This window comes from Planktotalea sp., assembly GCF_965659345.1.
Taxonomy (GTDB): Bacteria; Pseudomonadota; Alphaproteobacteria; order Rhodobacterales; family Rhodobacteraceae; genus Planktotalea.
Window position 1 is genome coordinate 119,736 of sequence record NZ_CBFHVK010000005.1, and the last position, 26,598, is coordinate 146,333.

Annotated in this window: 31 protein-coding genes; 8 read left to right on the plus strand and 23 right to left on the minus strand. The window is 51.4% G+C overall.

Annotated features, from left to right (window positions below; genetic code table 11):
- The 3 genes from ACTG3Z_RS05285 to pip all read right to left on the minus strand — a co-directional run.
- Positions 1-150, minus strand: a 150-nt coding sequence (locus ACTG3Z_RS05285; RefSeq protein WP_439141830.1) for a NusA N-terminal domain-containing protein, incomplete at its 3' end; no start/stop codon positions are given.
- Between the two features lie 2 nt (positions 151-152).
- Positions 153-734: a ribosome maturation factor RimP gene (rimP, locus tag ACTG3Z_RS05290; RefSeq protein ID WP_439141697.1), complete on the minus strand. Its 582-nt coding sequence runs from the start codon at positions 732-734 to the stop codon at positions 153-155.
- Between the two features lie 304 nt (positions 735-1,038).
- Complete coding sequence (pip, locus tag ACTG3Z_RS05295; protein ID WP_439141698.1) at positions 1,039-2,022, minus strand: prolyl aminopeptidase; 984 nt, start codon at positions 2,020-2,022, stop codon at positions 1,039-1,041.
- Between the two features lie 54 nt (positions 2,023-2,076).
- On the opposite strand from pip, the gene ubiG reads away from it, so the two are divergent.
- The gene (ubiG, locus tag ACTG3Z_RS05300; protein ID WP_439141700.1) at positions 2,077-2,823 is read left to right on the plus strand and encodes a bifunctional 2-polyprenyl-6-hydroxyphenol methylase/3-demethylubiquinol 3-O-methyltransferase UbiG; all 747 of its coding nucleotides are present in this window, start codon (positions 2,077-2,079) and stop codon (positions 2,821-2,823) included.
- A 56-nt stretch (positions 2,824-2,879) separates the two neighbouring features.
- Here ubiG and ACTG3Z_RS05305 read toward each other — a convergent pair whose 3' ends face one another.
- The 4 genes from ACTG3Z_RS05305 to ACTG3Z_RS05320 are packed head-to-tail and all read right to left on the minus strand — an operon-like array spanning position 2,880 to position 5,181.
- Complete coding sequence (locus tag ACTG3Z_RS05305) at positions 2,880-3,320, minus strand: MarR family winged helix-turn-helix transcriptional regulator (protein ID WP_375266564.1); 441 nt, start codon at positions 3,318-3,320, stop codon at positions 2,880-2,882.
- On the minus strand, positions 3,320-4,150 hold the full coding sequence (locus ACTG3Z_RS05310; RefSeq protein WP_439141702.1) for a carbon-nitrogen hydrolase family protein: 831 nt from the start codon (positions 4,148-4,150) through the stop codon (positions 3,320-3,322). The genes ACTG3Z_RS05305 and ACTG3Z_RS05310 overlap by 1 nt, the downstream gene beginning before the upstream one ends.
- Positions 4,150-4,407, minus strand: a complete 258-nt coding sequence (gene grxC, locus ACTG3Z_RS05315; protein ID WP_439141703.1) for a glutaredoxin 3 — start codon at positions 4,405-4,407, stop codon at positions 4,150-4,152. Before grxC ends, ACTG3Z_RS05310 begins: the two co-directional genes overlap by 1 nt.
- A 30-nt stretch (positions 4,408-4,437) precedes the next feature.
- Complete coding sequence (locus tag ACTG3Z_RS05320; RefSeq protein WP_439141704.1) at positions 4,438-5,181, minus strand: ComF family protein; 744 nt, start codon at positions 5,179-5,181, stop codon at positions 4,438-4,440.
- On the opposite strand from ACTG3Z_RS05320, the gene ACTG3Z_RS05325 reads away from it, so the two are divergent.
- Positions 5,182-5,979: an SAM-dependent methyltransferase gene (locus tag ACTG3Z_RS05325; protein WP_439141706.1), complete on the plus strand. Its 798-nt coding sequence runs from the start codon at positions 5,182-5,184 to the stop codon at positions 5,977-5,979.
- Positions 5,980-6,034: 55 nt separating this feature from the next.
- Positions 6,035-7,099 (plus strand): ferrochelatase, encoded by a 1,065-nt coding sequence (hemH, locus tag ACTG3Z_RS05330; RefSeq protein WP_439141707.1) that lies wholly within the window; start codon positions 6,035-6,037, stop codon positions 7,097-7,099.
- 169 nt (positions 7,100-7,268) lie between these two features.
- Here hemH and ACTG3Z_RS05335 read toward each other — a convergent pair whose 3' ends face one another.
- Together ACTG3Z_RS05335 and ACTG3Z_RS05340 are read right to left on the minus strand one after the other, a co-directional pair.
- Positions 7,269-7,451, minus strand: coding sequence for a hypothetical protein (locus tag ACTG3Z_RS05335; RefSeq protein ID WP_072629479.1), 183 nt, complete (start codon positions 7,449-7,451; stop codon positions 7,269-7,271).
- Positions 7,452-7,597: 146 nt separating this feature from the next.
- The gene (locus tag ACTG3Z_RS05340) at positions 7,598-8,224 is read right to left on the minus strand and encodes a L,D-transpeptidase (protein WP_439141709.1); all 627 of its coding nucleotides are present in this window, start codon (positions 8,222-8,224) and stop codon (positions 7,598-7,600) included.
- 166 nt (positions 8,225-8,390) lie between these two features.
- Between ACTG3Z_RS05340 and ACTG3Z_RS05345 the strand changes: the two genes are divergently transcribed.
- On the plus strand, positions 8,391-8,936 hold the full coding sequence (locus ACTG3Z_RS05345; protein ID WP_439141710.1) for a CAP domain-containing protein: 546 nt from the start codon (positions 8,391-8,393) through the stop codon (positions 8,934-8,936).
- Here the strand turns inward: ACTG3Z_RS05345 and ACTG3Z_RS05350 are convergent, their stop codons facing one another.
- The 9 genes from ACTG3Z_RS05350 to ACTG3Z_RS05390 form a co-directional block, all read right to left on the minus strand.
- Positions 8,937-9,431 (minus strand): L,D-transpeptidase family protein, encoded by a 495-nt coding sequence (locus ACTG3Z_RS05350; protein WP_439141712.1) that lies wholly within the window; start codon positions 9,429-9,431, stop codon positions 8,937-8,939.
- A gap of 77 nt (positions 9,432-9,508) precedes the next feature.
- Entirely contained in the window at positions 9,509-10,300 is a 792-nt protein-coding gene (locus tag ACTG3Z_RS05355; protein ID WP_439141713.1) for an ion transporter, read from the minus strand.
- A 16-nt stretch (positions 10,301-10,316) separates the two neighbouring features.
- Positions 10,317-11,543 (minus strand): class I SAM-dependent RNA methyltransferase, encoded by a 1,227-nt coding sequence (locus ACTG3Z_RS05360; protein WP_439141715.1) that lies wholly within the window; start codon positions 11,541-11,543, stop codon positions 10,317-10,319.
- Between the two features lie 15 nt (positions 11,544-11,558).
- Positions 11,559-13,397 carry an ABC transporter ATP-binding protein gene (locus tag ACTG3Z_RS05365; protein WP_439141717.1) on the minus strand — a complete coding sequence of 613 codons (1,839 nt, stop codon included), beginning with the start codon at positions 13,395-13,397 and terminating at the stop codon, positions 11,559-11,561.
- Positions 13,394-15,229: an ABC transporter ATP-binding protein gene (locus ACTG3Z_RS05370; RefSeq protein WP_439141718.1), complete on the minus strand. Its 1,836-nt coding sequence runs from the start codon at positions 15,227-15,229 to the stop codon at positions 13,394-13,396. The genes ACTG3Z_RS05365 and ACTG3Z_RS05370 overlap by 4 nt, the downstream gene beginning before the upstream one ends.
- A gap of 27 nt (positions 15,230-15,256) precedes the next feature.
- A complete protein-coding gene (locus ACTG3Z_RS05375) occupies positions 15,257-15,844 on the minus strand; it encodes a LysE family translocator (RefSeq protein WP_439141719.1) in 588 nt (195 codons plus the stop codon).
- On the minus strand, positions 15,841-16,986 hold the full coding sequence (locus ACTG3Z_RS05380; protein ID WP_439141720.1) for a CCA tRNA nucleotidyltransferase: 1,146 nt from the start codon (positions 16,984-16,986) through the stop codon (positions 15,841-15,843). The genes ACTG3Z_RS05375 and ACTG3Z_RS05380 overlap by 4 nt, the downstream gene beginning before the upstream one ends.
- Positions 16,983-17,582 (minus strand): CoA pyrophosphatase, encoded by a 600-nt coding sequence (locus ACTG3Z_RS05385; RefSeq protein WP_439141721.1) that lies wholly within the window; start codon positions 17,580-17,582, stop codon positions 16,983-16,985. The genes ACTG3Z_RS05380 and ACTG3Z_RS05385 overlap by 4 nt, the downstream gene beginning before the upstream one ends.
- Complete coding sequence (locus ACTG3Z_RS05390) at positions 17,575-18,552, minus strand: Hsp33 family molecular chaperone HslO (protein ID WP_439141722.1); 978 nt, start codon at positions 18,550-18,552, stop codon at positions 17,575-17,577. Before ACTG3Z_RS05390 ends, ACTG3Z_RS05385 begins: the two co-directional genes overlap by 8 nt.
- 76 nt (positions 18,553-18,628) lie before the next feature.
- Between ACTG3Z_RS05390 and ACTG3Z_RS05395 the strand changes: the two genes are divergently transcribed.
- Positions 18,629-19,072, plus strand: coding sequence for an NUDIX domain-containing protein (locus ACTG3Z_RS05395; protein ID WP_439141724.1), 444 nt, complete (start codon positions 18,629-18,631; stop codon positions 19,070-19,072).
- Here ACTG3Z_RS05395 and ACTG3Z_RS05400 read toward each other — a convergent pair.
- Positions 19,059-20,336 carry a SpoIIE family protein phosphatase gene (locus tag ACTG3Z_RS05400; RefSeq protein ID WP_439141725.1) on the minus strand — a complete coding sequence of 426 codons (1,278 nt, stop codon included), beginning with the start codon at positions 20,334-20,336 and terminating at the stop codon, positions 19,059-19,061. The two genes, ACTG3Z_RS05395 and ACTG3Z_RS05400, sit on opposite strands and share 14 nt — an antisense overlap.
- 141 nt (positions 20,337-20,477) lie before the next feature.
- Between ACTG3Z_RS05400 and ACTG3Z_RS05405 the strand changes: the two genes are divergently transcribed.
- Positions 20,478-20,807 (plus strand): Hpt domain-containing protein, encoded by a 330-nt coding sequence (locus tag ACTG3Z_RS05405; RefSeq protein WP_439141726.1) that lies wholly within the window; start codon positions 20,478-20,480, stop codon positions 20,805-20,807.
- A 1-nt stretch (position 20,808) separates the two neighbouring features.
- Here ACTG3Z_RS05405 and ACTG3Z_RS05410 read toward each other — a convergent pair whose 3' ends face one another.
- Together ACTG3Z_RS05410 and ilvA are read right to left on the minus strand one after the other, a co-directional pair.
- Positions 20,809-21,615, minus strand: coding sequence for an SDR family oxidoreductase (locus ACTG3Z_RS05410; RefSeq protein ID WP_439141728.1), 807 nt, complete (start codon positions 21,613-21,615; stop codon positions 20,809-20,811).
- A 9-nt stretch (positions 21,616-21,624) separates the two neighbouring features.
- On the minus strand, positions 21,625-22,863 hold the full coding sequence (ilvA, locus tag ACTG3Z_RS05415) for a threonine ammonia-lyase IlvA (protein ID WP_439141730.1): 1,239 nt from the start codon (positions 22,861-22,863) through the stop codon (positions 21,625-21,627).
- A 116-nt stretch (positions 22,864-22,979) separates the two neighbouring features.
- Between ilvA and ACTG3Z_RS05420 the strand changes: the two genes are divergently transcribed.
- Entirely contained in the window at positions 22,980-24,200 is a 1,221-nt protein-coding gene (locus tag ACTG3Z_RS05420) for an argininosuccinate synthase (RefSeq protein WP_375264589.1), read from the plus strand.
- 3 nt (positions 24,201-24,203) lie between these two features.
- On the opposite strand, the gene ACTG3Z_RS05425 is transcribed toward ACTG3Z_RS05420, so the two are convergent.
- Complete coding sequence (locus tag ACTG3Z_RS05425; RefSeq protein WP_439141732.1) at positions 24,204-25,001, minus strand: HAD family hydrolase; 798 nt, start codon at positions 24,999-25,001, stop codon at positions 24,204-24,206.
- Between the two features lie 63 nt (positions 25,002-25,064).
- Here ACTG3Z_RS05425 and msrA point away from each other — a divergent pair, with 63 nt between their 5' ends.
- Positions 25,065-25,727 carry a peptide-methionine (S)-S-oxide reductase MsrA gene (msrA, locus tag ACTG3Z_RS05430; protein ID WP_439141733.1) on the plus strand — a complete coding sequence of 221 codons (663 nt, stop codon included), beginning with the start codon at positions 25,065-25,067 and terminating at the stop codon, positions 25,725-25,727.
- Here the strand turns inward: msrA and ACTG3Z_RS05435 are convergent.
- Entirely contained in the window at positions 25,720-26,592 is an 873-nt protein-coding gene (locus ACTG3Z_RS05435; RefSeq protein WP_439141735.1) for a ribokinase, read from the minus strand. The two genes, msrA and ACTG3Z_RS05435, sit on opposite strands and share 8 nt — an antisense overlap.
- Positions 26,593-26,598: the final 6 nt, after the last annotated feature.

A 26,598-nucleotide genomic window follows, 5' to 3' on the forward strand; every position in this document is an offset into this window, starting at 1 on the left:
GTCCATCTCAGCGCCGTAACGCGACTTCGCAGCCCGTGCGAGGCTTTCTTCCATGGCCTCAATCACAAGACCCGGATCAATCATCTTTTCGCGCGCAACCGCTTCTGCGGTTTGCAACAGCTCAAGCTGGTTCGCTGAGGTGATAGCCATGGTTATTTCTCCTCCGACAACGGCGTTTCATCCGTTTCAATTTCGTCAAACTCATCTTCGTTAATATCGCCTGCGGCTTTGCGCTGGCGTAGCATCTCTGTGATCAACTCATCCGTGAGAACCAATTTGGCATCGCTCAGCCAATCAAAGTTCAAACCGACAGTCCCCTCTTCGATGTTGATCAGCACATCATTGCCCTCAACACCTGCAAGCTGGCCTTTGAAACGACGGCGGCCATCAATCAGCTCAGTCGTTTCAATTTTAGCTTCATACCCTTCAAACGTCGCGAAATCCTTAAGACGTGTTAAAGGACGGTCGATACCAGGGCTCGACACCTCAAGCGTGTACTCGTCCACAATCGGATCTTCGACATCCAAAGTCGCGCTGACCGCAGTGCTAATCGCTGCACATTGATCAACTTCAATGCCACCTTCAGGGCGTTCCGCCATAATCTGCAAAGTCGTCGTTTTGCCCGACATCAAGCGCACGCGCACCAATTCAAACCCAAGATCTTCAATCACAGGCATGATGATCCCAGCAAGGCGTTGGTCGATAGCAGCTTTGGCAATCAAATCGTTGTTCATAACTTATCCTGCCTGCACTCAGGCACAAAAAAAACGGGCGCGCGGCCCGTTGATCGTTCTCGGTGGAGCGTTTGGTTTGGACCCAGCCGCGCCGCTGTTGAGACGCATATAGACAAGACTAACTGAGTCCGCAAGGCCACATGTCACAATAACAAAGCAACACTCTTCGAAGATAACATCATCTTCTATTGCGGCGCACACCGCTTAAAGATTAAAAACCTAAGGGAACACACTTTTTACGTGCAATCCTTCCTTGTTGTAACGAGTTCTCAGTTAAGGCCGCCCTCTCACCGGGCGGTCTTTTTTACGCAAAACTTTCTGCTATCTGATCCATCGCCCTCACAAGCTCCGCACTTATGCCCGGCTCGCTCAAGGCATGCCCCGCATTACGCACCATGCGTATGTCTGCGTTCGGCCAGTTCTGAGCAAGATCATAAGCAGACTTTGGGGGGCAAATCATATCATAGCGCCCCTGCACAATCACACTTGGGATATGGCTGATGCGATCAACGTTGTCCAAAATCCAACCGTCGCTTTCCAAGAAAGCCCCATGCACGAAATAATGGTTTTCCAATCGCGCAAACGCACGTGCATACTCTCCTGGTGCGTCTCCGCTGCGCCCATTCGAATAGACCGACGCCAATGCATTTTCCCAGCTCGACCATGCTTTGGCAAAACGCGTCTCTAGCTGATAGTCACCGCTGAACAAACGCCTATGATACGCACCGATGAAATCGTCGCGCTCGTCCTCAGGCACAAGTTTCACAAAATTCGCCCATGTTTCTGGCCAAAATTGCCCAGCGCCGCCGCCATAAAACCAATCCAGCTCTCGCTGCATCGCTAGGAAGACACCGCGTAAAACCAAATGGGTCACACTGTCTGGGTGGGTTTCTGCATAGATTAGCGCCAATGTCGCACCCCAGCTTCCACCAAAGACGATAAACTGTTTGATGTCCAAAGCATCACGAATGCGCTCAATGTCAGCGACCAGGTCCCATGTCGTGTTGTTCTCAACAGACGCATGCGGACGAGAACGGCCACATCCTCGCTGGTCAAACAGCACAACACGGTACACCGAAGGATCAAAGTAACGCCGCATCGCAGGGCTACAGCCACCACCAGGGCCACCATGCAGGACAATTACAGGAATGCCATCGGGGTTGCCACATTGCTCAACATAAATGTTATGCCCCCCTGGCATCTCCATCATACGTTGATCGAACGGGTCAATCGGCGGGTACAAATATTGCACCGCGCTCTTTTGGCCTGAGATTTTATCGAGATCCATCCTATATAACCCTCTGAAGGCCCGTTAAGCCCAGATGAGCATATGGAGACAGGAATGCAAGCCGCCCAAACCACAGTGGACCCCTCAGAAGTCGCAAAGTTCGAAGCTATGGCCGCCGAATGGTGGGATCCAAAAGGTAAATTCAAACCTTTGCACATGCTTAACCCTTGCCGCCTCGACTATATCACCAGCCAGATCGCAGGTGAGTTTGATCGCGATCTGAGCACCCCAGAGCCATTTAAAGGTCTGCGCATCTTGGATATTGGATGCGGCGGTGGTCTTTTGTCCGAACCAATGGCGCGTCTTGGTGCAACTGTTGTTGGTGCCGACGCAGCAGAACGCAATATACCGGTTGCACAAGTCCACGCAGAACAATCCGGCCTGACTATTGATTATCGCTGCACCACCGCCGAAGCCCTTGCCGAAGCAGGTGAGCAGTTTGATGTTGTGATCAATATGGAAGTGGTCGAACACGTGGCCGACCCGCTTGCGTATCTCACAGCATGTCAGCAACTTTTGAAACCCGGTGGTTTGCACGTTTGCTCTACCATCAATCGCAATCCAAAAAGCTATGCGATGGCGATCATTGGAGCCGAAGTCATCATGCGCTGGCTACCCAAGGGGACGCACGAATGGAACAAGTTCATCACGCCAGATGAGCTTTGCGATCTATTATCTCAATCAGGTGTGAACCCAGTTGATCGCAAGGGCTTTGTGTTCAATCCAATCCTTTGGAGCTGGAGCCTGTCTGATCGAGATCTGAGCGTGAACTACGTAACGGCCAGTGTAAAACCAAGCTAGCGCTTCCTCTCTCCTTAAATATCCCCGCCGGAGGCACAAAACTCTTCCGGCGTGGATCACGCTTTCTCGAGCATCAGTCGCAAATCACGCAAAAACGGCAAAGCTGCGCGCAGCTTTTCACTGCCCAGCGCTTCGACGATCTCTGAAATAACCGGATCCATCTCAAGCAACGCGGCATCGCGTGCCGCGCGTCCCGACGGGCTAATCGCAACTTGTTTGCGTCGCGCGTCATCCCAATCTGGGCGAATATGAATATATCCGGCGCGCTCTAATTTGCCCAAAGTGTTAGTCATCGCCCCGCGCGTTAAATGAAAGCTTTTCGCCAATTGAGCAGGGGTACGTTCACTCGACTTGCCAGCCAAATGATTCAGAACGGAAAAATGCGACAGCTCCATCCCTTTGGGCAAAACGCGACCCAACTTGTTACGCAGCAGTTGATCAGAGGTCAGGATTTCACTGAACAACGTCACTGCTAAAGCATTCGCATCTTCGGACATCAGGGTCCTTCAAAACTTCGATCATGACACAGCGCCGCGATCTTCCGTCTTGCTTGTGCCACTTCTGCGCGGTCAATTTCAACCAAGACAGTACGTTCTTCGGTTCCACCATCTGCCAGAACCTCGCCCCAAGGCGAAATCACAAGCGAATGCCCATAAGTTTGGCGCGCTTTGCCATGCCCCGCACTATGCTGACCCGTTTGCGCAGGAGCCAGGACATAGCACCCAGTTTCAATCGCACGCGCACGCAAAAGCGATTCCCAATGCGCCTTGCCCGTGACTGGGGAGAACGCCGCGGGCACCGTCAAAATTTCCGCGCCCGCCTGCGCCAACGCGCGATAAAAATAAGCAAAGCGCAAATCATAACAAATACTCAGACCCAAATCGCCAAACGGCGTCGATGCGACAACCGCCTGCGTGCCCGGGCGATACCCATCAGATTCGCGGTAAGTTTCGTCTTTGCTCACATCAACGTCAAACATGTGAATTTTGTCGTAGCGTGCAGTGACCGCTCCATTTGGACCGATCAGAAAAGAACGATTGGCAAAGCGACCATCCGCATCACCGGTCTTGAGCGCGAGAGAGCCAATCAGCAGCCAAATCCCCAACTCACCCGCAAGCTTGCGATAGCCAGCTAGGGACAAATCTTCCGCTTCAAGCTGCAACACTTGCTCTTGGTGCGAACGGCTCATTGAGATGCAGTTGCTCACTTCAGGGGTCAGAACAAACTCCGCCCCATTGCTCGCCGCTTCACGAATACGCGCTGAAATCCGCGCAAGGTTCTCGCGCGGATCGTCGCTTGAGGTTGTTTGAATCAGTGCAACCAGCATCAGGCTGCGAGCACGCCATCCAGCTTGCCAGCGCGTTCCAACGCATAAAGCTCATCGCAACCACCAACGTGCTCGTCACCAATGAAAATCTGCGGCACAGTACGTCCACCATTCGCGCGCTGCATCATCTCTGCACGGCGCTCAGGCTCCACAGCAATGTCGACTTCGGAAAACGTAACGCCTTTTGACGTCAGCAAACGTTTCGCGGCATGGCAAAAACCACAAAGCGGCGATGTGTAGATCTCAACTTGTTTCACGAGCATATTCCTTTTCAGCTTGCTCGTAAGTTAGTCATCCTTTGCCACGCGCGCTAGGGTTACAACACAAACCTCGCTCGCCTGTGATTTAAGACACGCTTCTGCACAGGCGGCGAGCGTTGCGCCCGATGTCATCACGTCATCAACCAGCAAGATTGAACGCCCCCTCATCTCCCCTGCGCGTTTTGGGTTCACAACAATGGCGCCCTGCAATTCGGCGAACCGCTCTTCACGAGACTTTCCATCCAAGGACACTGTCGCACGCGTACGCATCAAAAGATCAGCACTAAACGAAGCACCAACCTCGCGCGCCATAGCTTGGCCAATTAAACTCGATTGATTGTAGCGACGGCGCACCATGCGTGTCCAATGCAGTGGAACAGGCGCAACCAACATATCATCGCGCAAGATGTCCTTCACAGCCCGCGCAAGCCACAGACCTACAGGACGCACAATATCATGGCGGTCACTATGCTTTAGCGCCAATACCAAGGCGCGCCCACGATCCTTATACAACAGTGCGGCCCGCCCCTGAGACCAGGGTCGCGCAATGCTCAGACAGTCGTCACATCGATCACCTCTTTGCACATCGCCATGCATTGGCACCCCGCAAGCATCACAAACGTCACCCGTTATAAACGCAGTATCGCGCCAACATGGGCCACACAGCCCGTCATCACTTGCCACACGCATCCGACACGAAAGACATTCGGGCGGAAAAACCGCATGCACAAAGGTTTGTAAGATCGGCCCTCGCGCAATAAGACGTGACATATGCAAAACACTCCACTCCTCACTGATCGCACCGCCCTGCTTCGCAACCGCTCCCGCGCGAGCGATCGCTTTTTGCACGAGATTGCGAGCGATGAACTGCTTGATCGCCTGAGTCTGGTTAACAGGGAGTTTAAAGATCCGATAATTATCGGCCCTGCCGATAAGTTCCTTGTTGGCGCGCAACTGATTGAGGACGCAGAAACCCTTCACGTCACCCCAGCCGCGCATGATCTTGCGATCCACTTTATGGCGCTGCATTGGGCAAACGATCCTGTCGGCCAGATCATTCAAAGCGCTCGCGCCCTGCGACCCGATGGCCATTTTCAAGCAGCCTGTCTTGGCGGCCAAACCCTTCATGAACTCCGTTCCTGTCTCGCTCAGGCCGAGAGCGAAGTTACAGGTGGTCTTTCTCCGCGCATTGCACCTATGGGCGAAATTCGCGATCTTGGTGCGCTCTTACAACGCGCAGGGCTTGCTCTGCCGGTGGCTGACAGCATCACAATCAAAACCAGCTATCAAAGCGTTTACCATTTGATGCGGGACTTGCGTAAATTTGGCGAAACAAACGCGCTTTACGCACGTCTGCGCCGCCCAACGCGACGCTCCGTCTTTGAGCGATGCGCAGAGCTATACGATCAGACGTTTTCTGAGAATGGCAAAATCATCGCGACGTTCGAATTTCTATTCCTATCCGGCTGGGCTCCATCCGCAGACCAGCCCAAACCTTTGCGCCCAGGATCTGCGACAACTCGCCTCGCGGATGCCCTGAAAACAACAGAAAAGCCGCTGCGCGATTGACCGCACGCATATTTCGCTTATCTGGCGTATCAACAAGACACTTCGGAGTGACCCCATGCGTGACGACACAATTCCTATGACCTGCCCAATGCATGCCCCAGATGATCACCCTAAGCTGCCTAAACCAAAGGTCGGCGTCCTTTTGTCAAACCTTGGGACACCCGACGATACGGACTACTGGTCCATGCGCCGCTATCTGGGCGAGTTTCTTTCCGACCGTCGCGTCATTGATTATTCTCCTTGGCTTTGGCAGCCGCTTTTGCAGCTCATCATCCTGACCAAGCGTCCATTCACCTCCGGTGCTGCATACCGCACAATCTGGAATGAGGAAGCAAACGAAAGCCCGCTCCTCACAATTACCAAACAACAAAACGCCGCTATCCGCGAAACCATGAAGGCGCGCTACGGCGATGACGTTATGGTTGATTACTGCATGCGCTACGGCAACCCTTCGACCAAAAGCAAGGTGCGCGAGATGGTCGAAGCAGGCTGCACCAAAATCTTGTTTGTCCCGCTTTACCCACACTATGCAGGTGCCACATCCGCCACAGCGAACGATCAATTCTTTCGCGCTTTGATGGAAGAAAAATGGCAACCCACAACACGCACGATTGAACCCTACTTCGAACATCCGCTCTACATCGAAGCACTCGCACAGTCTGTTGAGCGCGCCTACGCAGCGGCAGAGCAGAAACCAGACATCTTGGTGTGCTCTTATCACGGCGTTCCAAAGCGCTATTTGATGGAGGGTGACCCCTACCACTGCCAATGCCAAAAAACGACGCGACTTCTAAAAGAACGCCTTGGCTGGGCCGACACAGAAATCGCGACGACGTTTCAATCTAAGTTTGGCCCCGAAGAATGGCTTCAGCCCTACACAGTGAAAGAAGTGGCGCGCCTCGCGGAAGAGGATGGCAAAAAGAACATTGCCGTCATTGCACCCGCGTTCTCGGCAGATTGTATTGAAACGCTGGAAGAGATTAACGAAGAAATCAAAGAGAGCTTCGAAGAAGGTGGTGGTGAACACTTCACCTACATCCCATGCCTCAATGATGATCCAGCTCACATCACTGCGCTCTCAGCCGTGATCGAAGAAAACCTCAAAGGTTGGCTCGACTAAAAGCTTCACGTTTCCAGATAAACTCCCGCCGGAGGCAATACTGCATATCTTTTAAGATATGCTAAACCTGTGCGCGTTTGCGCGCTCAATTAAAAACCGTTTAGACAAAAAGAAAGAGCGGCACCAAACGGTACCGCCCTTCCTAAACTGTGTCTTCCTAGCGAAAAGCTTAGGAAAGAGCCGCAGCCAATACAGCCAAGATCAACAGTGGAACGATGATGTTGGAAGAAGAAGAAGCTGCCTTTGCTTCTTCAACGATGATTGGAGCTTCCATGATTGGAGCTGACATGTTGCCAGCGAAAGCTGTGGAAGCAGCGACGGAAAGTGCAGCAGCAAGTGCGATTTTTTTCATTGTAGTATCCTCTAGAATTCGCCTACAGCCCAGACATAGGACCATAAGCACCCAAGACTTAAACCTCGTATCCCGTTCTAAACAGCTATTTTAACGGAATGCAAACCCATCTTTTAACCATTCAGCCCGAGATCGACATGATGTCGTCAAATAAGCAACACTTGTGTGCCCACTTTGGCCATCCCAAACAGCTGCGCAATGTGCTCATTATAAAGGCCAATACACCCATTTGATGACCGACGGCCAATTTTTCGCGTGTCGTGCGTCCCGTGAATGCGATAATAGGTCCAGCTCAGATACAGCGCATGCGTACCAAGTGGATTATCTGGGCCTGGCTCAACAACATCAGGCCATTCAGGATTACGCTTCTTCATGGATGGTGTGGGTCGCCAAGTCGGACCTTCAACCTTACGCACCACTTTCGTGCGGCCTTTCTTCGTCAAATCAGGCGTTAATGGTACGGAAGATGGATACAGTTTATACGTATCGCCCCCTTCGGACCAATAATGCAAAGCCCGACTTGAAATATCGACCAAGATCGCACCGTGATTCAAATTGTTAAAATAAGGCTGCCAATCCAGCGTGCGGAACGACGAAATGTTGCGGCGCACCGCTTCGCTGATATCGCGCTCAAGTTCTACGGTTCCATTGCTTGGCAATCCTGGTTGCGTCGCCAAAGCTTGCTGGGCGATCGCCGGAGCTGCAAGAACCGATGCACCGGCTGCCCCGATAAAGCTACGACGGCTTAACGCCTTATTTGATTGTCCACTCATACCGCTCTCCAATTCAGACACTGGTTTTTACAGCGCACATTAGTGCGCGAAAGCCTCACTCGCAATTCAAACGCACGCATTTGTGCAATTCTCAACCGATTGTGGGTTTGAATCGCAACGCATTGGGGGATAGTGCTAGAAAAAAAGCAGGCTAGGGTAAGTTAAAATGACGCGCATCGGATTTCTATTAATATCAGCACTGCTGGTTTTGTCAGCATGTGGCGGCTCACAAACCACCCTAGCGCCAGATGGCAAACCACTTCCAAAAGTCTACCGCATTGGCTCAAACGAGCTACCGAAGATACAATTCCGTATGCTTGATGCCGTCAACTCACTTCGCCAAGCGTCTGGCGCAGCGCCGCTACAGCTTGATGCCAAACTCAACGCAGCTGCAGCAACGCATTCGCGTGATATGTCCATTCAGAACCGCCCTTGGCACTTTGGCTCCGACGGGTCCTCCCCAATCGATCGCGTACGCCGCGTTGGATATTTTGGTGAGCTGAAAGGCGAAAACATCTCTGAGACATATGAGACAGAACTCGAAACTCTAGGCGCATGGATGGAAGACCCAAGCACGCGCAACGTGGTTCTTGATAAAACTGCTACTCAGATGGGCTTTGCATATTTCCAAGAATCCAACGGCAAGATTTGGTGGACACTGGTTACAGGCGCACCATCAAGTGCACCGCCCCTGCAGCTCGCAGCGAATTAATCAGGGATAGATTGTGATTGGCGTGCCATTTTTAACCATGGCGTAGATCTGTTCCATTTCCTTGTTAGTCACGGCGATACATCCAGCAGTCCAATCGGGACCCTTTGGAACGAACGCGTTTGGCTGCCCGTGGATAAAGATATCACCACCCGGGCTGACGCCCGCGGCACGCGCTTTTGCTATGTCTTGCGCATTTGGATAATCAATCCCGATCGACAAGTGGAACTTTGAATTCGGGTTTCGGCGGTCAATAATGTAATTGCCCTCAGGTGTGCGGCCATCACCCTCTTCTCGCTTATGCTGATATGGCGCAAAACCAAGATCAAAATCATAGCTGCGCAGTGCTTTGCCTTTGTGCATCAGATGCATCTTACGCTCACCTTTGAAAACGATGACGCGCGTGACCTCAGGGCCATTATACCGCTTAAATTTGCTACCACACGCAGTAAGCAACAATGCGGATGCTGCTGAAAAAAGAACAATCCGTCGTTTCATGAAAAGTACTGCCTCAAAATTATACGCTTATAAGTTGCACTTTTCTTAAACGGTTTTGGCCGTTGTTCAAAAGGAAATCATTTACTTTGACGCTGTTGTGACTCTGCTGTCTCTTTGAGCAACTTTTCTATCGCTTGAAGCCGCGCCAGAACGTCATCGCGGTAGGCATCGGTTCGCTGCACGTCCTCTTCCTGATGCGCGTCCTGCATGGAATTCACAATCAAGCCCACCAACAGGTTAACCACGGCAAACGTCGTCACCAGAATAAACGGCAGGAAGAACGCCCAAGCATAAGGATATAGTTCCATCACTGGACGCACGATGCCCATGGACCAGCTCTCAAGTGTCATCACTTGAAACAGCGTATAGCCTGATTGACCAAGTGATCCGAACCACTGCGGAAAATCAGCGCCGAATAGTTTTGTCGCAATCACAGCACCAATATAGAAGATGATCGACATCAGCAGGAAAACACTGCCCATTCCAGGAAGCGCTGTAACAAACCCCTCCACAACACGGCGTAGGCTTGGCGCGACAGATACGACACGCAAAACACGAAGAATACGAAGTGCCCGCAGGACCGACAGACCGCCGGTAGATGGCACAAGCGCAATCGCGACGACGGCGAAATCAAACAGGTTCCAGCCGTTGCGGAAGAAACGCGTGCCTCTTGCGATCAGCTTGGCCACGATCTCCAAGACAAAAATAGCAAGACACACTTGATCAATCGCCAAAATCAAAGTGCCAAACTGTGCCATAATCGGTTTGGACGTCTCCAACCCGAGCACGATCGCGTTCACGATGATAACCACGATGATAAAATTGCTAACGATCGGTCGTTCTAACCACTTGTCTAACGCTTGACGCATATCCGCTTCCTCTGCCTTAGCGCTGCATATGTGGGCGCGAGAGTTTTGCTGCAAGTTCTACATGCGAAGACCAGCGAAATTGATCCACAACCTGCACCCAATCAAGCGTATATCCCGCCGTGATTAAAACTTTGGCATCCCGTGCAAACGTCACTGGATTGCACGACACATAAGCAATTTGCGCAATATCGCTTTTTGCTAATTCAGCGACCTGCGCTTCTGCCCCTGCGCGCGGCGGATCAAGGACTGCAAAATCCAGCTTTGCCAATTCATCAGGCAAGAAAGGTCTGCGGAACAAATCCCGCGCGACCGCTTCGACCTTTTTCAGACCCTTCGCCTCACGCCAACCACGATCAAGCGCTGCGATCATCGGCTTTTCGCTCTCTAGCGCGATCATTTCATAATGCGCGGCCAGTGGTAAAGTGAAGGTACCGCAACCTGAAAACAGATCGACACCTTTCTCACCGCTCACAGCCTCCATGACTGCAGCTGTCAACGCGGCCTGCCCATGCACCGTCGCTTGCAAGAATGAACCGGGCGGAGGCGCCACCTTGCCAACACCAAACTTTTGAAACGGCGGGTTGCGCATACCAATGACTTCATCGTCCCACGTTAAGCGCGCCAACTTATGCGCCTCGACGATACCAGACAGCCCAAGCGTCAATTCGTTATCCAGCGGCTTGCCACCCGTCACAAATATATCAAGACCCACCTCAGAGAGCGTGACATTCACAGCCATCTCCCCCTTGCGCGACCCACCAATACGCGCGAGATCGTTCATCAACGCATCAACAGTGAGCAACTCAGGCAGCACCAACTGACAGTCAGGAACAGCAACCACCGTATCAGAACCGCGCGCATGAAATCCCCAAAGCGCGCCTTTTTTCGTGCGGCGCACCGCAAAGGTAGCGCGCCGACGGCTTTGTACAGGCGATGTCACAATCGGGCGAAACTCAGTTTCGATCCCATGCGCATCCAGCGCGCTTTTTACGATCTGCTGTTTGTACTCTGCGACGAATGGTTCAGCCGCGTGCTGCAACTGACAGCCACCACAGCTTTTGAAGTGGCGACACAAGGGCGCAACGCGCTGATCAGAGGGCTCAACAATTTTCACGTCGCTCAGTCGATCACCGTTGCGAACGCCACTCACGCGTTCACCCGGCAAAGAGCGCGGCACAAACACAGGGCCCTCGGCGATCCCGTCGCCCTGATGCCCTAACCGTTCAATCAAAAATTCATCCATAGGCGCGCTAGTGCCTTATTCCGCAGCAGAACGCACGTCGATAAATCCACCCGATTGCCTGTTCCAATAGCGCGCGTATAGACCGTCTTGCTGCAGCAACATCTCGTGCGAGCCATCTTCCACGATTTGCCCTTGGTCCAGAACGATAATGCGGTCCATCTGTGACAAAGTCGAAAGCCTGTGTGCAATGGCAAGAACGGTCTTGCCCTCCATCGCACGTTCAAGCGCCGCTTGGATCGAGGCTTCAACCTCACTGTCCAAAGCACTTGTCGCTTCGTCCAACACAAGGATCGGCGCATCCTTCAAGATTGCGCGCGCCAAAGCTATGCGCTGCCGTTGTCCACCCGACAGCTTCACGCCACGTTCGCCCAGATGTGCATCATAACCTTTGCGCTGCTTGTTATCGCGCAAATTAGCGATAAATTCATGCGCCTCTGCCTGCTCAGCAGCGTGAATCATATCGTCCTCTGTCGCGCCATGACGGCCATACATAATGTTGTCACGCGCGGAACGATTGAACATAGCTGTCTCTTGCGTGACCATCCCAATCGCGCGACGCAGCGAGGTTTGCGTGACACTTTCAAGCGGTTGCCCATCGATCAAGATACGACCCTGTTCCGCATCATAGAGCCTAAGAAGCAGTGAAACGAGTGTAGATTTACCAGCGCCAGACGCACCAACAATGCCGATCTTTTCTCTTGCACCAATCTTCAGGTTTAAGCCAGTCACACCACCCAACGCATTGCCGTATTGGAAATCTACTTTCTCGAACGTGATCTCTCCTTTGGTCACGTCCAACTCTGTTGCGCTACTCGCGTCCTCAACCCGAACGGGGTTGGCTAAAGTGCGCATACCATCTTCAATCTCGCCGACGTTTGAATAGATCGCCATAAGTGTAAACGACACCCACCCCGTCATCTGCGCGATACGAATGGACACAGCCCCGGCAGCAACAATATCGCCGGGCGTCGCTTGGCCAAGTTGCCAGAAGTAAATCGACGCACCCATCAACAGCACCGGCAAAATGCCCGCGATCACCATTAGGAAAAAGCGGAATGTCGCTGCAAGCCAACCGTAATGCAGTGATTGCTGACGAAACTTACCCATCGCATCCAAGGCGACTTCATCTTCATGCGCATCATGGGCGAACAGCTTAACAGTTTTGATGTTGGTAATCGTATCAACCAACTGGCCCGATACGACCGCACGCGCATTTGCACGCGTTGCAGCGCGCGCACGGATGCGTGGCAAGAACCAAGCAATCAGAGCAAAGTAAAAAACCAGCCAGATCACAAACATACCCGCAACCCGCCAGTCAATCGCACCAAGCAGCGCAAAGCTGCCCAGCAAAGATGCCAATGCAAACGCAACGACGTTGATCGATTCAGATACAACATCCGTCACAGCACGCGCCGTCTGCATTTGCTTCTGCGCAATGCGGCCAGCGAAATCATCATCAAAAAAGCTAACCGATTGGCCCAGCGACCATCGGTGCAAACGTGATTGCACAAGGGTTGAAACGTTGGGCATAACAATGATGTGGTTCGCACCTGAAGACAACGCAAACATCAAAGGGCGAATAACGACAAAGAACCCGACCGCAAGCAGAACCATCAAGATGTTCGCTGGCGTGTAAAAATTGTCCGCGCCAGATCCCACGACAGCATCAATCACGAGCCCAAGAATATAGGCGGTGCCAGCTTCCATTGCGCCTGCCCCTGCAGACAAAAGCGCAGCAAGGATTAAGACCGGCCAAGAACTTGCCAAACACCAGCTGACGAATGCCCAAAGCGTCTTGGGTGGTGGCCCGTCGGCTTCACGAAACGCTTCGATCCAATTCTCAATATTTTTCATGTGTCCTCGGCATTCAAAAATCCACCAGACTGACGCGCCCAGAAATCAGCATATAGCCCACCTTTCGCCAAAAGCGCGTCATGCGGGCCATCTTCGACAATCTGGCCTTGATCCAGAACCAAAATACGATCCATCTGAGCAATTGTGGACAAGCGGTGCGCAATCGCAATTACGGTCTTACCCGCCATCATCCCATAAAGCGTTTCTTGAATCGCTGCTTCTACTTCACTGTCCAAAGCGCTCGTTGCTTCATCTAAAAGCAAGATAGGCGCATCCTTCAACATAACCCGCGCAAGCGTGATCCGTTGGCGCTGACCACCAGACAATTTCACGCCACGCTCACCGACCTGCGCATCGTATCCTTCACGTCCTTCCGCATCAGCAAGGCCGAGGATAAATTCATGCGCTTCAGCTTGCTTTGCAGCGGCGATCACATCCTCTTCAGTTGCATCAGGTCGCCCGTAACGAATGTTGTCCCGCACAGAGCGATGCAGCAACGAGCTGTCCTGCTGCACCATCCCGATATGCGCGCGCAAGCTATCCTGTGTGACCTTGGCGATATCTTGATCGTCAATTAAAATACGCCCGCCATCGGCATCATAAAACCGGAGCAAAAGTTTAACGAGCGTACTTTTTCCCGCGCCAGATCGGCCAATCAAACCGATCTTTTCGCCCGGCTGAATTTGCAAAGAAACAGAGTCTAAACCGCCTGTTTGTCTACCATAATGATGGGTTAATTGATCAATATTGATCTGCCCTTTGCGAAATTGCAACGCCTTCGCATTGCTCTCATCGGTTAAGGTGATCGGCTGCGCAATCGTTTCCATCCCCTCCTTCACAACACCGAGCTGACGGAAGAAAGACGTAAGCGCCCACATGATCCAAGCGGTCATCGCATTCAGCCGCAGCACCAACGCAGTCGTCGCCGCGACAACACCAACTGACGCTTCACCGAGCGTCCAAAGCCAAACAGCGCCACCGACAACACCAATAATCAGCACGCCATTCAACATTACCAAAGTGATGTCCATAATCGTGAAAATGCGCATCTCTGTTTGAAAGGTCGTGCGCGCGTTTTCTATCGAGTCTTTGGCATACTCCAGCTCTTGCGGGCCATGACTAAACATCTTCACGGAATGGATGTTTGTATAAGCATCCACGACGCGCCCTGTCACAGTCGAGCGCGCATCAGATGACGCTTGCGAGGCCGGACCGACACGCTTGACCGTCCACACAACAAGGCAAGCGTAAAGCCCAAGCCAGATGATCAAAGGCAAGGCCAACCGCGGGTCCGCGTTGGCAAGCAAAATTGCAGAACCAACAACATAAGCCAGCGAGAAGGTGATCGCGTCAAACACCTGAAACACTGCTTCGCCAGCTGCAGGTGGTGTTTGCATAATGCGGTTGGCGATGCGTCCTGCGAAATCATTCTCAAACCAACCCACAGATTGACGCAAAACATGTTTATGCGCGCGCCAACGGATAAGCGTGCCGAAATTTGGCAGGATAGTATTGTTTAAAAGCGCGACATCGATACCTTGCAAAATCGGACGCACGAACAAAATAAACAGCGCGACAATCACAAATTCTGTGCCATAGGTCTGCCAGACCAACGCAGGGTCGCCCTGCAAAATATCCACAACGCGGCCCATGTAAGAGATCAACCAAATCTCCACGACAGCAACGACAATCGACATGAACGCCGTAATCCAGAACACACGCTTAAAGGGCTGCGAATAGACCATCATAAACGGCCACAACTTTTGCGGCGGCGTGTCTTGTTCTTCGTAGTCTACATATGGATCAACAAGGCGTTCGAAAAAGCGCAGCATGGTCGTCTGCTTTCCGTTTTTAATGAGTTAGACAAAGACCATGATTGAAAACACAACCAAGGCCAAGGCCATCACCCGTGTGAAATTGTACCAAGCAATTTCAGAACTGAGCAGATAAACCAGCAAAGACCCTGCATATGTCCAAAACATACACACAAAAAAGTTGATGCCAGAGAAGGCGCTGGCAAGCCGCACAGCTTCACCAATTGGGGCTAATCCACCTGGGTAAGCACTGATGGCAGTTAACGCGACAGCCCAGATTTTGGGATTCACCCATTGAAACAAGACCGCCTGTACGAACGTCATCGGCGCGTCAGCTTCATCAATTTCGCGGGGCTTACTGTTCCACAGCCCCCACGCAAGCCAAAGGATCCAAAGCGCGGCACATAATTTCAAAACAAATGTAAGGCTCGGCAAGGCAAGTAAAATTGCCCCTAGTCCAAACGCAGTCAGACCCGCCGTGATACCAACCCCTACGACCACGCCCAAAAGGTGCGGCAAAGTGCGCTGAAAGCCAAACTTTGCCCCTGATGCTGTCAGAAGAATAACGTTGGGACCCGGCGAAAAGAGGCCTAGAAAAACGAAAATGTATAGCGGATCACTTAAAAGGATCATCCAAGCAGCTCTTCTTTAGAAAGCGTGAACTGCGACGTAACCCAAATCGCTTCCAGCTCTTTTAGCTTTGCACCAAGATCGCGCCCCTCAAGAGGGGCAAGATCTTTCGCTTTGATTGGAAACACCGCATTTTCACCTGTCTTTGCTTCGCTCATCGCTTTGACGTCGAATGGCATTTCCAACAGCGCCGCACGCAACAACAAGATATCTTGAGCAATATGTGCTCCATAGATATGGCCCAAGTGCCCCGCAGATTTCATGTCACCAACTTCATCACGCAAAACCGCCCAGCGCTTCTTATCCGCTTTACTGAAACGCAAACGTTCGGCGTTGTCAGAGGTGGCAATCGCAGCCAATCGACGGATCGCATCCGGCTTTTTATCGACCATCTGTTCCAAATGGATCAAAGGGCCCAGCGCGCGATCATCTGGCTCAGCCAAAACAGCGCTCAGAACCCCAGACGCACGCATCGCAGCCACCGCTTGCGTTGGCTCTTGCGCAGAGAACAATTTTTTAAGTTCTGTCCCGACACGTTCACGCGAAAGCCCGGCAAGGCCATCGATATTTTCCGCGATTGCTGCAAGGCCGTCGGCATCTATACCCAGTGCGGGATCTCCGTACCATGCGGTAAAACGAAAGAACCGCAAACTGCGCAAATAATCCTCTCGAATGCGCGCATAGGGATCACCGATGAATCGCACTAAACGCTTTCTAAGATCGGGCATGCCACCCAAGGGATCAATTACAGTCCCGTTTGCTTGCGCATAAATGGCGTTCATCGTGAAATCTCGGCGCTCAGCGTCCTCAATCACATCTTTAGAAAAACGTACTTTAGCATGTCGTCCATCCGTTTCCGTATCAGCGCGAAACGTCGTAACTTCATGCGCAACGCCTTCACAAACAACGGTAATCGTCCCGTGATCTATGCCCGTTGGAATCGCTTTCAAATGAGCCTGTTCAGCACATTTCAAGATCATGTCCGGTTCGGCGTCCGTAGCAATATCGATGTCAGAGACAGGGACATTCAGCAAAGCATTGCGCACGCAGCCACCAACAAAAAGCGTCTGATACCCTTGGTCTGTTAGGCTGGCGCATACTCGTTGCGTTGCTGACGCGTCAATCCATGCACCGCTGATTTTCATTTCACTGCCAGCGTCTCATTGAGCATCTTCAACATCCGCGCTGTCGCACCCCAAATGTAATAGGGGCCATATGGAATGGTATAATAATACCGCTTCTGACCACGCCAACGACGATACTCAATTTGAAAATTCTTTTGCTCGGTCAGAAAGGCAAGCGGCACGGTAAACACCTCTGCAACTTCGCCCGGCTCAGGCACCTCGTCAAAATGCGATATCACATGCGCCACCACGGGTGTCACTGTGAAGCCTGTCACCGTTTCATGGGTCGGCAAATTGCCCAGAACATTTACTTTTTCTCGCGGCAAACCAATTTCTTCAAAGGCTTCGCGAAGTGCGGCATCCTCGAGCGACGTATCACTCTCATCCAGTTTACCACCAGGAAAAGCTATCTGACCCGGGTGATGCTTCAATGCACTGGAGCGCATCGTTAAAATAACCTGCAGTTCACCGTTCTTTTCTATGATCGGGATCAAGACTGCAGCCGCGCGCAACTTACGCTCTTCGGGCAATTTTATCTCTGGATTCAGATCAAAGTCCGACGATGGCAGACCGCTCCCCACTAATAGCCGTCGGATCTGATCTATTTCTTCAAGCATCAGCCTCAAAACCAACGCTCTTTGGGTCCAGATCGTAATGCGCACCGCAGAATTGACAGTCTGCTGTCACACGCCCCTCATCTGTGGTCATCGTTTCGATATCTTTGGCCGAATAGATCGAAAGGCTTTGACGCACACGATCCTCTGAACACGTGCAGCCAAAACGGACAGGCTGCGCATCATAAACGCGCGGCATTTCCTCGTTGAACAAACGAAGCAATAGCGTGTCAGGTGATATACTAGGCCCGATCAGCTCAAGCTCTTCCACCGTATCAAGCAACACGTTCGCACGCGTCCAATTTTCAGCATCATCGCCTTCACCAACAACATCACTCGGCGTGAGCAAGCCATCCTCTCCGCTGCCTTCTACGGTCACAGAGGGCGATGCTTTGGGCATATGCTGCAACATAACACCACCCGCACGCCAATGTGGTTCACCCGATTCCGTCGAAATACCGAAGCTCAACTCAAATCGCGTTGGAATTTGCTCTGACTGTGCAAAATAGGCCTCTGCACAGGCAGCAATAGATCCACCTGCAATTGGAGTGATCCCCTGATACGGCGTCATGTCTGGCCCCTGATTGATCATCACAGCGAAATAGCCTTCCCCCAATTGATCGAAAGGCGACGCATCGCTCAAGCGATCTGCATCGTAACTAGCATATGCGCGAATGCGCGCTGGCTCGCCTTCTTCCGTGGGACCGTAGTAATCAGTCGCAATCATGCGAACTGCACCTTTGGTCTGAACCTGAAGCGATAGTTTCCAGCGTAATTTTATAGTTTGGCCAATCAAAGCGGTCAGCACAGCCATCTCGGCAACAAGTGCTTCCACCACAGGTGGATACGAATGTTGCTCCAATATTCCATCCAAGACACCGTCAAGCCGCGCGACGCGGCCACGAATGTCAGATGCATCGAGTTGGAATGGAAGGACTGAGTCGTCCCAAGCGAGTTTTTGTCCGAGTGACATAGGCTTTCCTTATGCGCAGTGACTTGGCATACCGCGCCTATATAGTCGCAGCAAGCGAAGGTCCAAGGGCAAGAAGATGATCAGACGTTTTGGTGAGCCGCCAATCTCAAATCTTAAATACACTTTGAGACCTGGTGCCTATGCGATTTTGCAGCACGATGATCAAGTTTTACTGACGTTTCAGGACGCACCTTTTTCCGAATTTCAACTACCAGGCGGCGGTATTGACCCGAATGAAAACATTCTTCCCGCGTTGCGTCGCGAGGTTATGGAAGAAACAGGGTATACTATTGGAGCTGCGACTAAGGTTGGTGCGTTTCGCAGATTTGTTCATATGCCTGAATATGACATTTGGGCTGAAAAGCTGTGCCACATCTTCTATGCGCGCCCTGCACTTCGCCGGGGCCCACCGACAGAAGCTGGCCACACCTCTCATTGGGTAAGCAAACAACAGGCTATCGATCTTGTTGCGAATACCGGAGATCGTCACTTTCTAAGACGCATATTCAACGCGCTATAGGTGGCGAATGTTCGTAAAGCACCGCTGAAACATCATCTGGAAAAGGTGCATCATCCGAATATTCAGACAACTTCCAAACCAGCGTTTCGAGCAAATTGACACTTTCAACACCATCTAACTCAGACAATATTTCTTCAAAACCATCTTCCCCCAAAATTTCATCTATAGCATTTGGACATTCAGTAATGCCGTCAGACGCTAGGATTAACTGATCACCTGCGTTGAGCTTGATTTGAAACTCCTCAAACTCTGCTTCAGGAAAAAGCCCGACGGGTAAGCCACCAGGTCCATTCTGCTCAATTGGCCCATTCTTGCGGCGAACAACCGGATGCGGATGCCCCGCTTGGCAAAGCGTTACGACACCCGAATCCATATCAGCAATAGCTAGAATGACCGTAAAGTAATGTTCCGTCTCCATCTCATCCAGCACAATTCGGTTCAAATCAGAAATCACATCCGCCAGTGGGCGCGTCAAAACCGTATCTTGGGAGCCCTGTACCAAAACGATATTCTGCTCTGGCGAGGGTGAAGTCAGATAGCCCGCCAAACGCGCAGTCATGAGCGCGGAACTTACGCCATGACCAGAAACATCAATCGCGAAAAAGCCGACCTCTCGCTTGGACACAGGGAAATATCCGACAAGGTCGCCACCAATATGCCCGGCAGGATGTAGAATAAATGACAAAGCCGCATTCGGAAACTGTCGGTACTTTTCACGCACTAGCGATTGCTGAAGTTTTTTAGCTTCGATCAGATCCTGATTGAGTGAATCGTGCACTTTGCGAAGTTGTTCCAGCGTTTCTGAAACAATTCTTTTCTGTTCAAGCAAAGCGCGCTGCATCTCCACGATCCGCTCACCCGCCATCAAACGTGCACGTAGCTCGACGCCGTTCACTGGTTTGCTCAGAAAATCATCCGCGCCGCATTGAAGCCCTTCAGCAACCTCCTCTTTATCGCTTTTCGAAGTGAGCAGAATAAAATAGCCGTACCCTTCGCGATCAAGCGCCTTGAACGCACGGCAAAAATCAATCCCATCCATGCCAGGCATCATCCAATCGCTCAGCACAAGATCAGGCTGCCAAACTTTGCATATCTCTAACGCGGATTGACCAGAATCCGCTTCACGCGCCTCATACCCATCCCGAGGAAGAAACGCTGAAATAATCTTGCGCTGTAATGTGCTGTCATCAACGATCAAAACTTTGATTTGCGAGCTTTGCGCAGCAGATTCTTGCTTATGTTCAATGGTCACACCTGCCTGCACATCGTCCTCCTTCACAGCAGAGGCTTAGCGTGAAGACACTAACGAAGCGTGAATCGAAAACATGAAATAGAGGGTGGATGCAAAATTTGAAGAAACGAAATTTTTACCTTTAGACCCTTATGACATCCCCCAGGAGGCCGCATGATTGATTGGGCAAGAGTGGAAGAATTGCGCGAAGAAATTGGTGCTGATGACTTTGATGAAGTTGTCGAGCTTTTTCTATGTGAGGTCGAAGAACGTGTCGAACAGCTCAGCAGTCACAAAGCACTATCCGAGATTGAAGAGGATCTACATTTTCTCAAAGGGAGCGCACTCAACCTCGGGTTTACAGCGTTCGCACGCCTTTGCCACGAAGGTGAAAGGATAGCCCAAACTGACCAAATGGTTGCGAACTTAACAGACATCAAAAACGCCTTTCTTGAATCGAAAGGGTGTTTTTTGACCGAATTTGCGAAGACGGCGATGGCATGAATCAAACAAATTTGTGCATGTCTTTAAGTTTACCACTTCCAGACTCGCGTAAAAACTTCCTGCGCAACCCTCTCATCCCCGACAACCAAGCGCTATGATCATTGCCTTTTACCTTACAATAATCAGCTACTTGCGGGTGTGGCAAAATCAAAAACTCTTTCGCCGCAATTCCTCTAACGATCTCATCTGCAGCGCTCTGCGCGGAAATAAGCGACCCAACAATCTCGGTCTCGTCGCTCATATCGATCAATGGTGTCGCAACATATTGAGGGCACACCACAGAAACGTCGATCCCATCATCAGCATGCGTGATCGCAAGCGATTCGGCAAAACTGACAGCCGCGTGCTTGCTGGCACTGTAAGCGGCATCGCCAATCTGATTCAAAAGCCCCGCTGCAGACGCAACATTCACAAGGTGCCCATGACCGCGCTTGATCATTTCTGGCAGCAGTGCGCGTGCTGCAAAGACGTGTGCCAGAACGTGAATTTCCCAGTTCAACTGCCAAACTTCAGTACTCGCCGATGCTGCATGACCTTGTTCAGGTCGCGCAAGTCCGGCGTTGGAAATGAAGACATCAATCGGCCCAAAATGATCTTGCGTAGTGGCGATCAAATCAACGATTTCGCTCTCTTGACGAACATCACATTGCACACCCAGCCCATTAATATCCTCGGCAGTCTTTTGTGCGGCATCCCCATCAATATCGGCAATACAGACATTCGCGCCCTCTTTCACGAAAGCGCGCGCAACTGCAGCACCGATCCCGCTCGCTCCTCCAGTGACAACAACGGTCTTATTTTCAAACATTGCTCATCCTCAAATCAAAAATTGCGCCAAAATCTCGTCATCAGTGATGTCAGTATAGGCAAATCCAGCATCCGTAAGTTTCGCCAGCAGGACAGAAAAGTTCTCCGCCTTCTTGGTTTCGAGACCTATGAGGATCGAACCAAAATTTCGCGCCGACTTTTTAAGATACTCGAAGCGACTAATGTCATCTTCAGGACCCAGTATATTCAGAAATTCCTTCAAAGCACCCGGTCGTTGGGGCATGCGAAGAACAAAATACTTTTTCAGTCCCGCAAATCTTTGCGCACGTTCTTTGACTTCTGGCAGCCGTTCGAAATCAAAGTTGCCCCCTGACGCAATACAAACGACTTTCTTGCCTTTGATCTGCTCTTTCAAATCGCTCAAAGCATCAAGCGCAAGTGCACCAGCAGGCTCTAGTACAATACCTTCGATATTCAGCATCTCGAGCATAGTAATACACAATCTATCTTCATGAATTTGCAGCGTATTCGATAGAGATACGTCTTTCAAAATCTGAAAAGTTCGCGCGCCGATTCGCCCAACGGCAGCGCCATCCGCAAATGTATCTACACGCGGCAGATTAACCGGTTCATGCGCCGACAAAGCCGCGAACAAACATGCGCCACCTAGTGGTTCGACAAACGTCATTTCACTTCTTGTTCCGATGTAGCCACGAACACCGGCTGACAAACCACCACCGCCAACCGGAAGCACAATTCGATCAGGCATTTCGCCAAGTTGCGCTTCTATTTCTACGGCAACCGTCGCCTGACCTTCGATCACGTCATCATCGTCGAAAGGAGATAAAAAATGACCTTCGACGCTTTCACAATGCGCTTGAGCTGCGCGCAAAGTATCATCAAAATAGTCGCCGATCAGCCTAATCTCTATCGTATCCCCACCAAAGATACGCGTTTTCTCAATTTTCTGCTGCGGCGTTGTCACTGGCATAAATATGGTGCCATTCACGCCAAAATGCTTGCACATATACGCTACGCCTTGCGCATGATTACCTGCACTGGCGCACACAAAATTTCGCTTTTTAGGATCAGCGCTTAGAACTTTGCGCATAGCATTGAATGCGCCACGCAATTTGTAAGACCGCACTGGCGAGAGATCTTCGCGCTTAAGCCAAATATCCGCTTCAAATTTTTCGGATAAATGCACATTGCGTTGCAAAGGCGTGGGTGGAAGCACCGCGCGAATGGCGTGCTCGGCGAGAATTGCTCTATCTTGAAAACTTGTCATTCCCTGTGTCTGACGCAGCGCAGACATGCATTCAAGCTTTATAGATCAGCACTTGCCTTGCTCCGATCTCGAAAACACGGTATCGCGCGCTCAAATTCTCCTGAAAGGAACCCGCGATGACTGCGCCTAAAAAAGTCGTTTTGGCCTATTCCGGCGGCCTCGACACCTCGATCATCTTGAAGTGGCTCGAAACGGAATACGGTTGCGAAGTAGTGACCTTCACAGCCGATCTTGGTCAAGGTGAAGAGTTAGAACCTGCACGCGCCAAAGCCGAGTTAATGGGCGTTAAGGACATATATATCGAAGATGTACGCGAAGAGTTTGTGCGCGACTTCGTCTTCCCGATGTTCAGAGCAAACGCCGTCTACGAAGGTTTGTACCTGCTTGGCACCTCGATTGCGCGACCACTTATCTCAAAGCGCTTGATCGAAATCGCAGAGGAAGTTGGCGCCGACGCAATCGCACATGGCGCAACGGGCAAGGGCAACGATCAGGTTCGTTTCGAATTGGCCGCATACGCGCTGAACCCGGACATCAAAGTGATCGCGCCTTGGCGTGAGTGGGATTTGACGAGCCGAACAAAACTAATTGATTTTGCGGAACAGCATCAGATTCCAATCGCAAAAGACAAACGCGGCGAAGCGCCGTTTTCTGTAGATGCGAATTTGCTTCATACGTCGTCTGAAGGCAAAGTTCTTGAGGATCCAGCCGTCAGCGCGCCCGATTACGTTTATCAGCGCACTGTTGCGCCAGAAGATGCGCCCAATGAACCTGAGTTCATCGAAGTTGGGTTTGAGCGCGGTGATGCTGTTTCAATCAACGGTGAAGCTTTGAGCCCAGCGACAATCTTAACAAAACTTAACGAGCTTGGTGGCAAACACGGGATTGGCCGCTTGGACTTCGTTGAAAACCGTTTTGTTGGCATGAAGTCACGCGGCATTTACGAAACGCCCGGTGGCTCTGTTTTACTTGAAGCACACCGCGGTATCGAGCAAATCACACTCGATAGTGGCGCGGGGCATCTCAAGGATAGCCTGATGCCACGCTACGCAGAGCTCATTTACAATGGCTTCTGGTTCAGCCCAGAGCGTGAAATGTTGCAAGCTGCCATCGACAAAAGCCAAGAGCACGTAACTGGCACAGTCCGCTTGAAGCTTTACAAAGGCGCTGCGACTTGTGTGGGCCGTTGGTCTGATCACAGCCTTTATTCAGAAGCACATGTGACCTTTGAAGATGATGCAGGTGCCTATGATCAAAAGGACGCAGCGGGCTTTATTCAACTGAATGCGCTACGCTTGAAACTACTTGCGTCACGTGACCGTCGGCTGAAAAAATAGACACTAAATTGAAATTTTATGCGCTGCCAGTCTTTCATAGAGTGGCAGCGCTTTTTCATTGATCAGAGCCAGCTCACCGCGCAATTCCGGCAGATCACCCTCCGCGCTTGCGAAACCTGAAGACCGATGCACCGCGTCATACCAGTGTTTTGCCCACACCCCGTCAAACGGTTTTGGGCCAACATCCCAGCCTAGCATTGCCGCGTCCCACTCAAGCTCAAGCGCGGCGCAAAGCGCGCGAAGGCTGGGTTCCGGATGCGCGCGTATGTCACTTGCATCTATCACTGTTACGCTTTTGCCCAGCGCAACAACCTGTTCAAAAATCTCTAGTTGCTGCTCAAATCCGATGTCTGCCAAACTTGGCGTATCGTGTTTATTTGCCCAACTGGCGAGAACTCTTGCCGGATGGCGGATCAGAAAAACGTTATTAACCTTAGTTAACCAATCGCGCTCGATAGTCGGCACCATGTGTTGGGTCATATGCTTTTGATAATAATGAACGCTTGGGTCATCTTCCAAAAGCGTCTTAATAACAGTCTTCGGATCGACACTTTGTGAGGCAATGACTTCATCCCGCATCGGGTGCGGTAAGCCAGTTTGTGCAAGATACGTCGCATAGAATGGTTCATCGACAACACGCATATCAACGCGACTGGCAAAGCTATACATCAACGCTGTCGACAAGTTACGCGGACCAGACCACATGGCAATTTTCACAAAACTCTCCTTCATTTCAGCCAAACGGTACGCGCTGTAACGAAAGAGGCCAATCGGTAAAGTCCGCTCACCAAGCCGTGACATTGCATGACACCCGATTGATTACGCAAGCGTGCTGGCGTTAGCGTCAACGAAAGGAGTTCAGACATGTTCCAACTAAAGCAAATAAAACCCGTTATTCTTGCGACCCTAATCGCTATCGGTCTTTCGGTTCATTCGCAGCCCGCCCAAGCGGCTGGTACAGAAGTTTTGACCGTCGCAGGTGGATGCTTCTGGTGTGTTGAGAGTGATTTCGAACGTGTGCCTGGCGTCAAGGAAGTCATCTCGGGCTACACAGGCGGTAAGACCAAGAACCCAACGTATAAAGATGTGACAAAGGGTGGTTCAGGACACTATGAGGCGGTTCAAATCCAATTCGACCCTGACAAAGTTTCGCGGGATCAGCTCTTGAATATGTTCTTCCGCTCAGTCGATCCTACGGATGCTGGTGGACAGTTTTGTGATCGTGGTGAAAGCTATCGCACTGCCATTTTCGTCTCTAATAACGCACAAAATGCCTCTGCTAGCGCAGCCAAGCAAGCCGCGCAGAATGCGTTGGGTCAAAAGATTGTAACGCCAATTCTGCAGGCAAGTCAGTTCTACACCGCTGAAGATTATCACCAAGACTATTATAAAGGCACCAAGCGTGTGCTGACGCGGTTTGGCGCAATCAAGCAATCAGATGCTTACAAACGCTACCGCAAAGGATGCGGGCGGGATGCGCGTGTGAAACAACTTTGGGGCAACGACGCGCCCTTTGTTTCTAACTAATACCTGAAAATTCCTCGACCTCTTTTAGGTCGGGGATTACATCTGCAGTACCCATACGCGTCACCATCAGTGCGGCTGCCCGCATTGCGAGCGAAATGGATTGTCCCATCGTTAAACCACGATCCAATCCAGCCAACACGTACCCCGTGAACGTATCCCCAGCCCCTGTGGTATCGACCGGTTCTACCGCAATCGCGTCAAAGTGCTGATCAGTGCCATCGCCAATCCAACGCGCACCGTCAGAGCCAAGCGTGATAATGATGTCGGTGACATCCAGATCTTCAATCGGTATGCCCAGCGCTTCTTCCAATTGCTGTGCTTCAACAGCGTTTAAGATCAAAAAATCAAGGTATGGCAAAACAGCTTTAACTGAATTGGCGTCAAATGGTGCAGCGGCATAGCAGACCCGAAAGCCCAATTTAGAGCCTATTTCTGCCGCGACGGCCTGAGCGTTCGTTTCGTTTTGTGTAACCAGAATGTCGCCAGTATTTCCAGCGCTGAGCACACTGGCAACCTTGTCTTCTGAAATCGCCTGATTGGCACCCGCAAAAAGCGTAATTGCATTTTCACCAGCATCATCAACATTGATTATAGCATGACCTGTTGGCACGCTCAGTTCAGCGATATGGCGCGTATCAACACCATACTCTAACAAGCGGTTTCGCGCCCAAAGACCATCGGATCCGATTGCGCCAATATGTGCAACATGACTGCCCGCGCGCGCGGCCGCCACAGACATGTTGGCACCCTTTCCACCTAGGCCCGTTTGCAGCGACGTCGCCGCAAGCGTTTCACCTGGTCCCGGCAAATGCGACACACGGTAAACGTGATCAGCATTGATCGAACCAAGGTTAAAAATCGTCATTAGGTG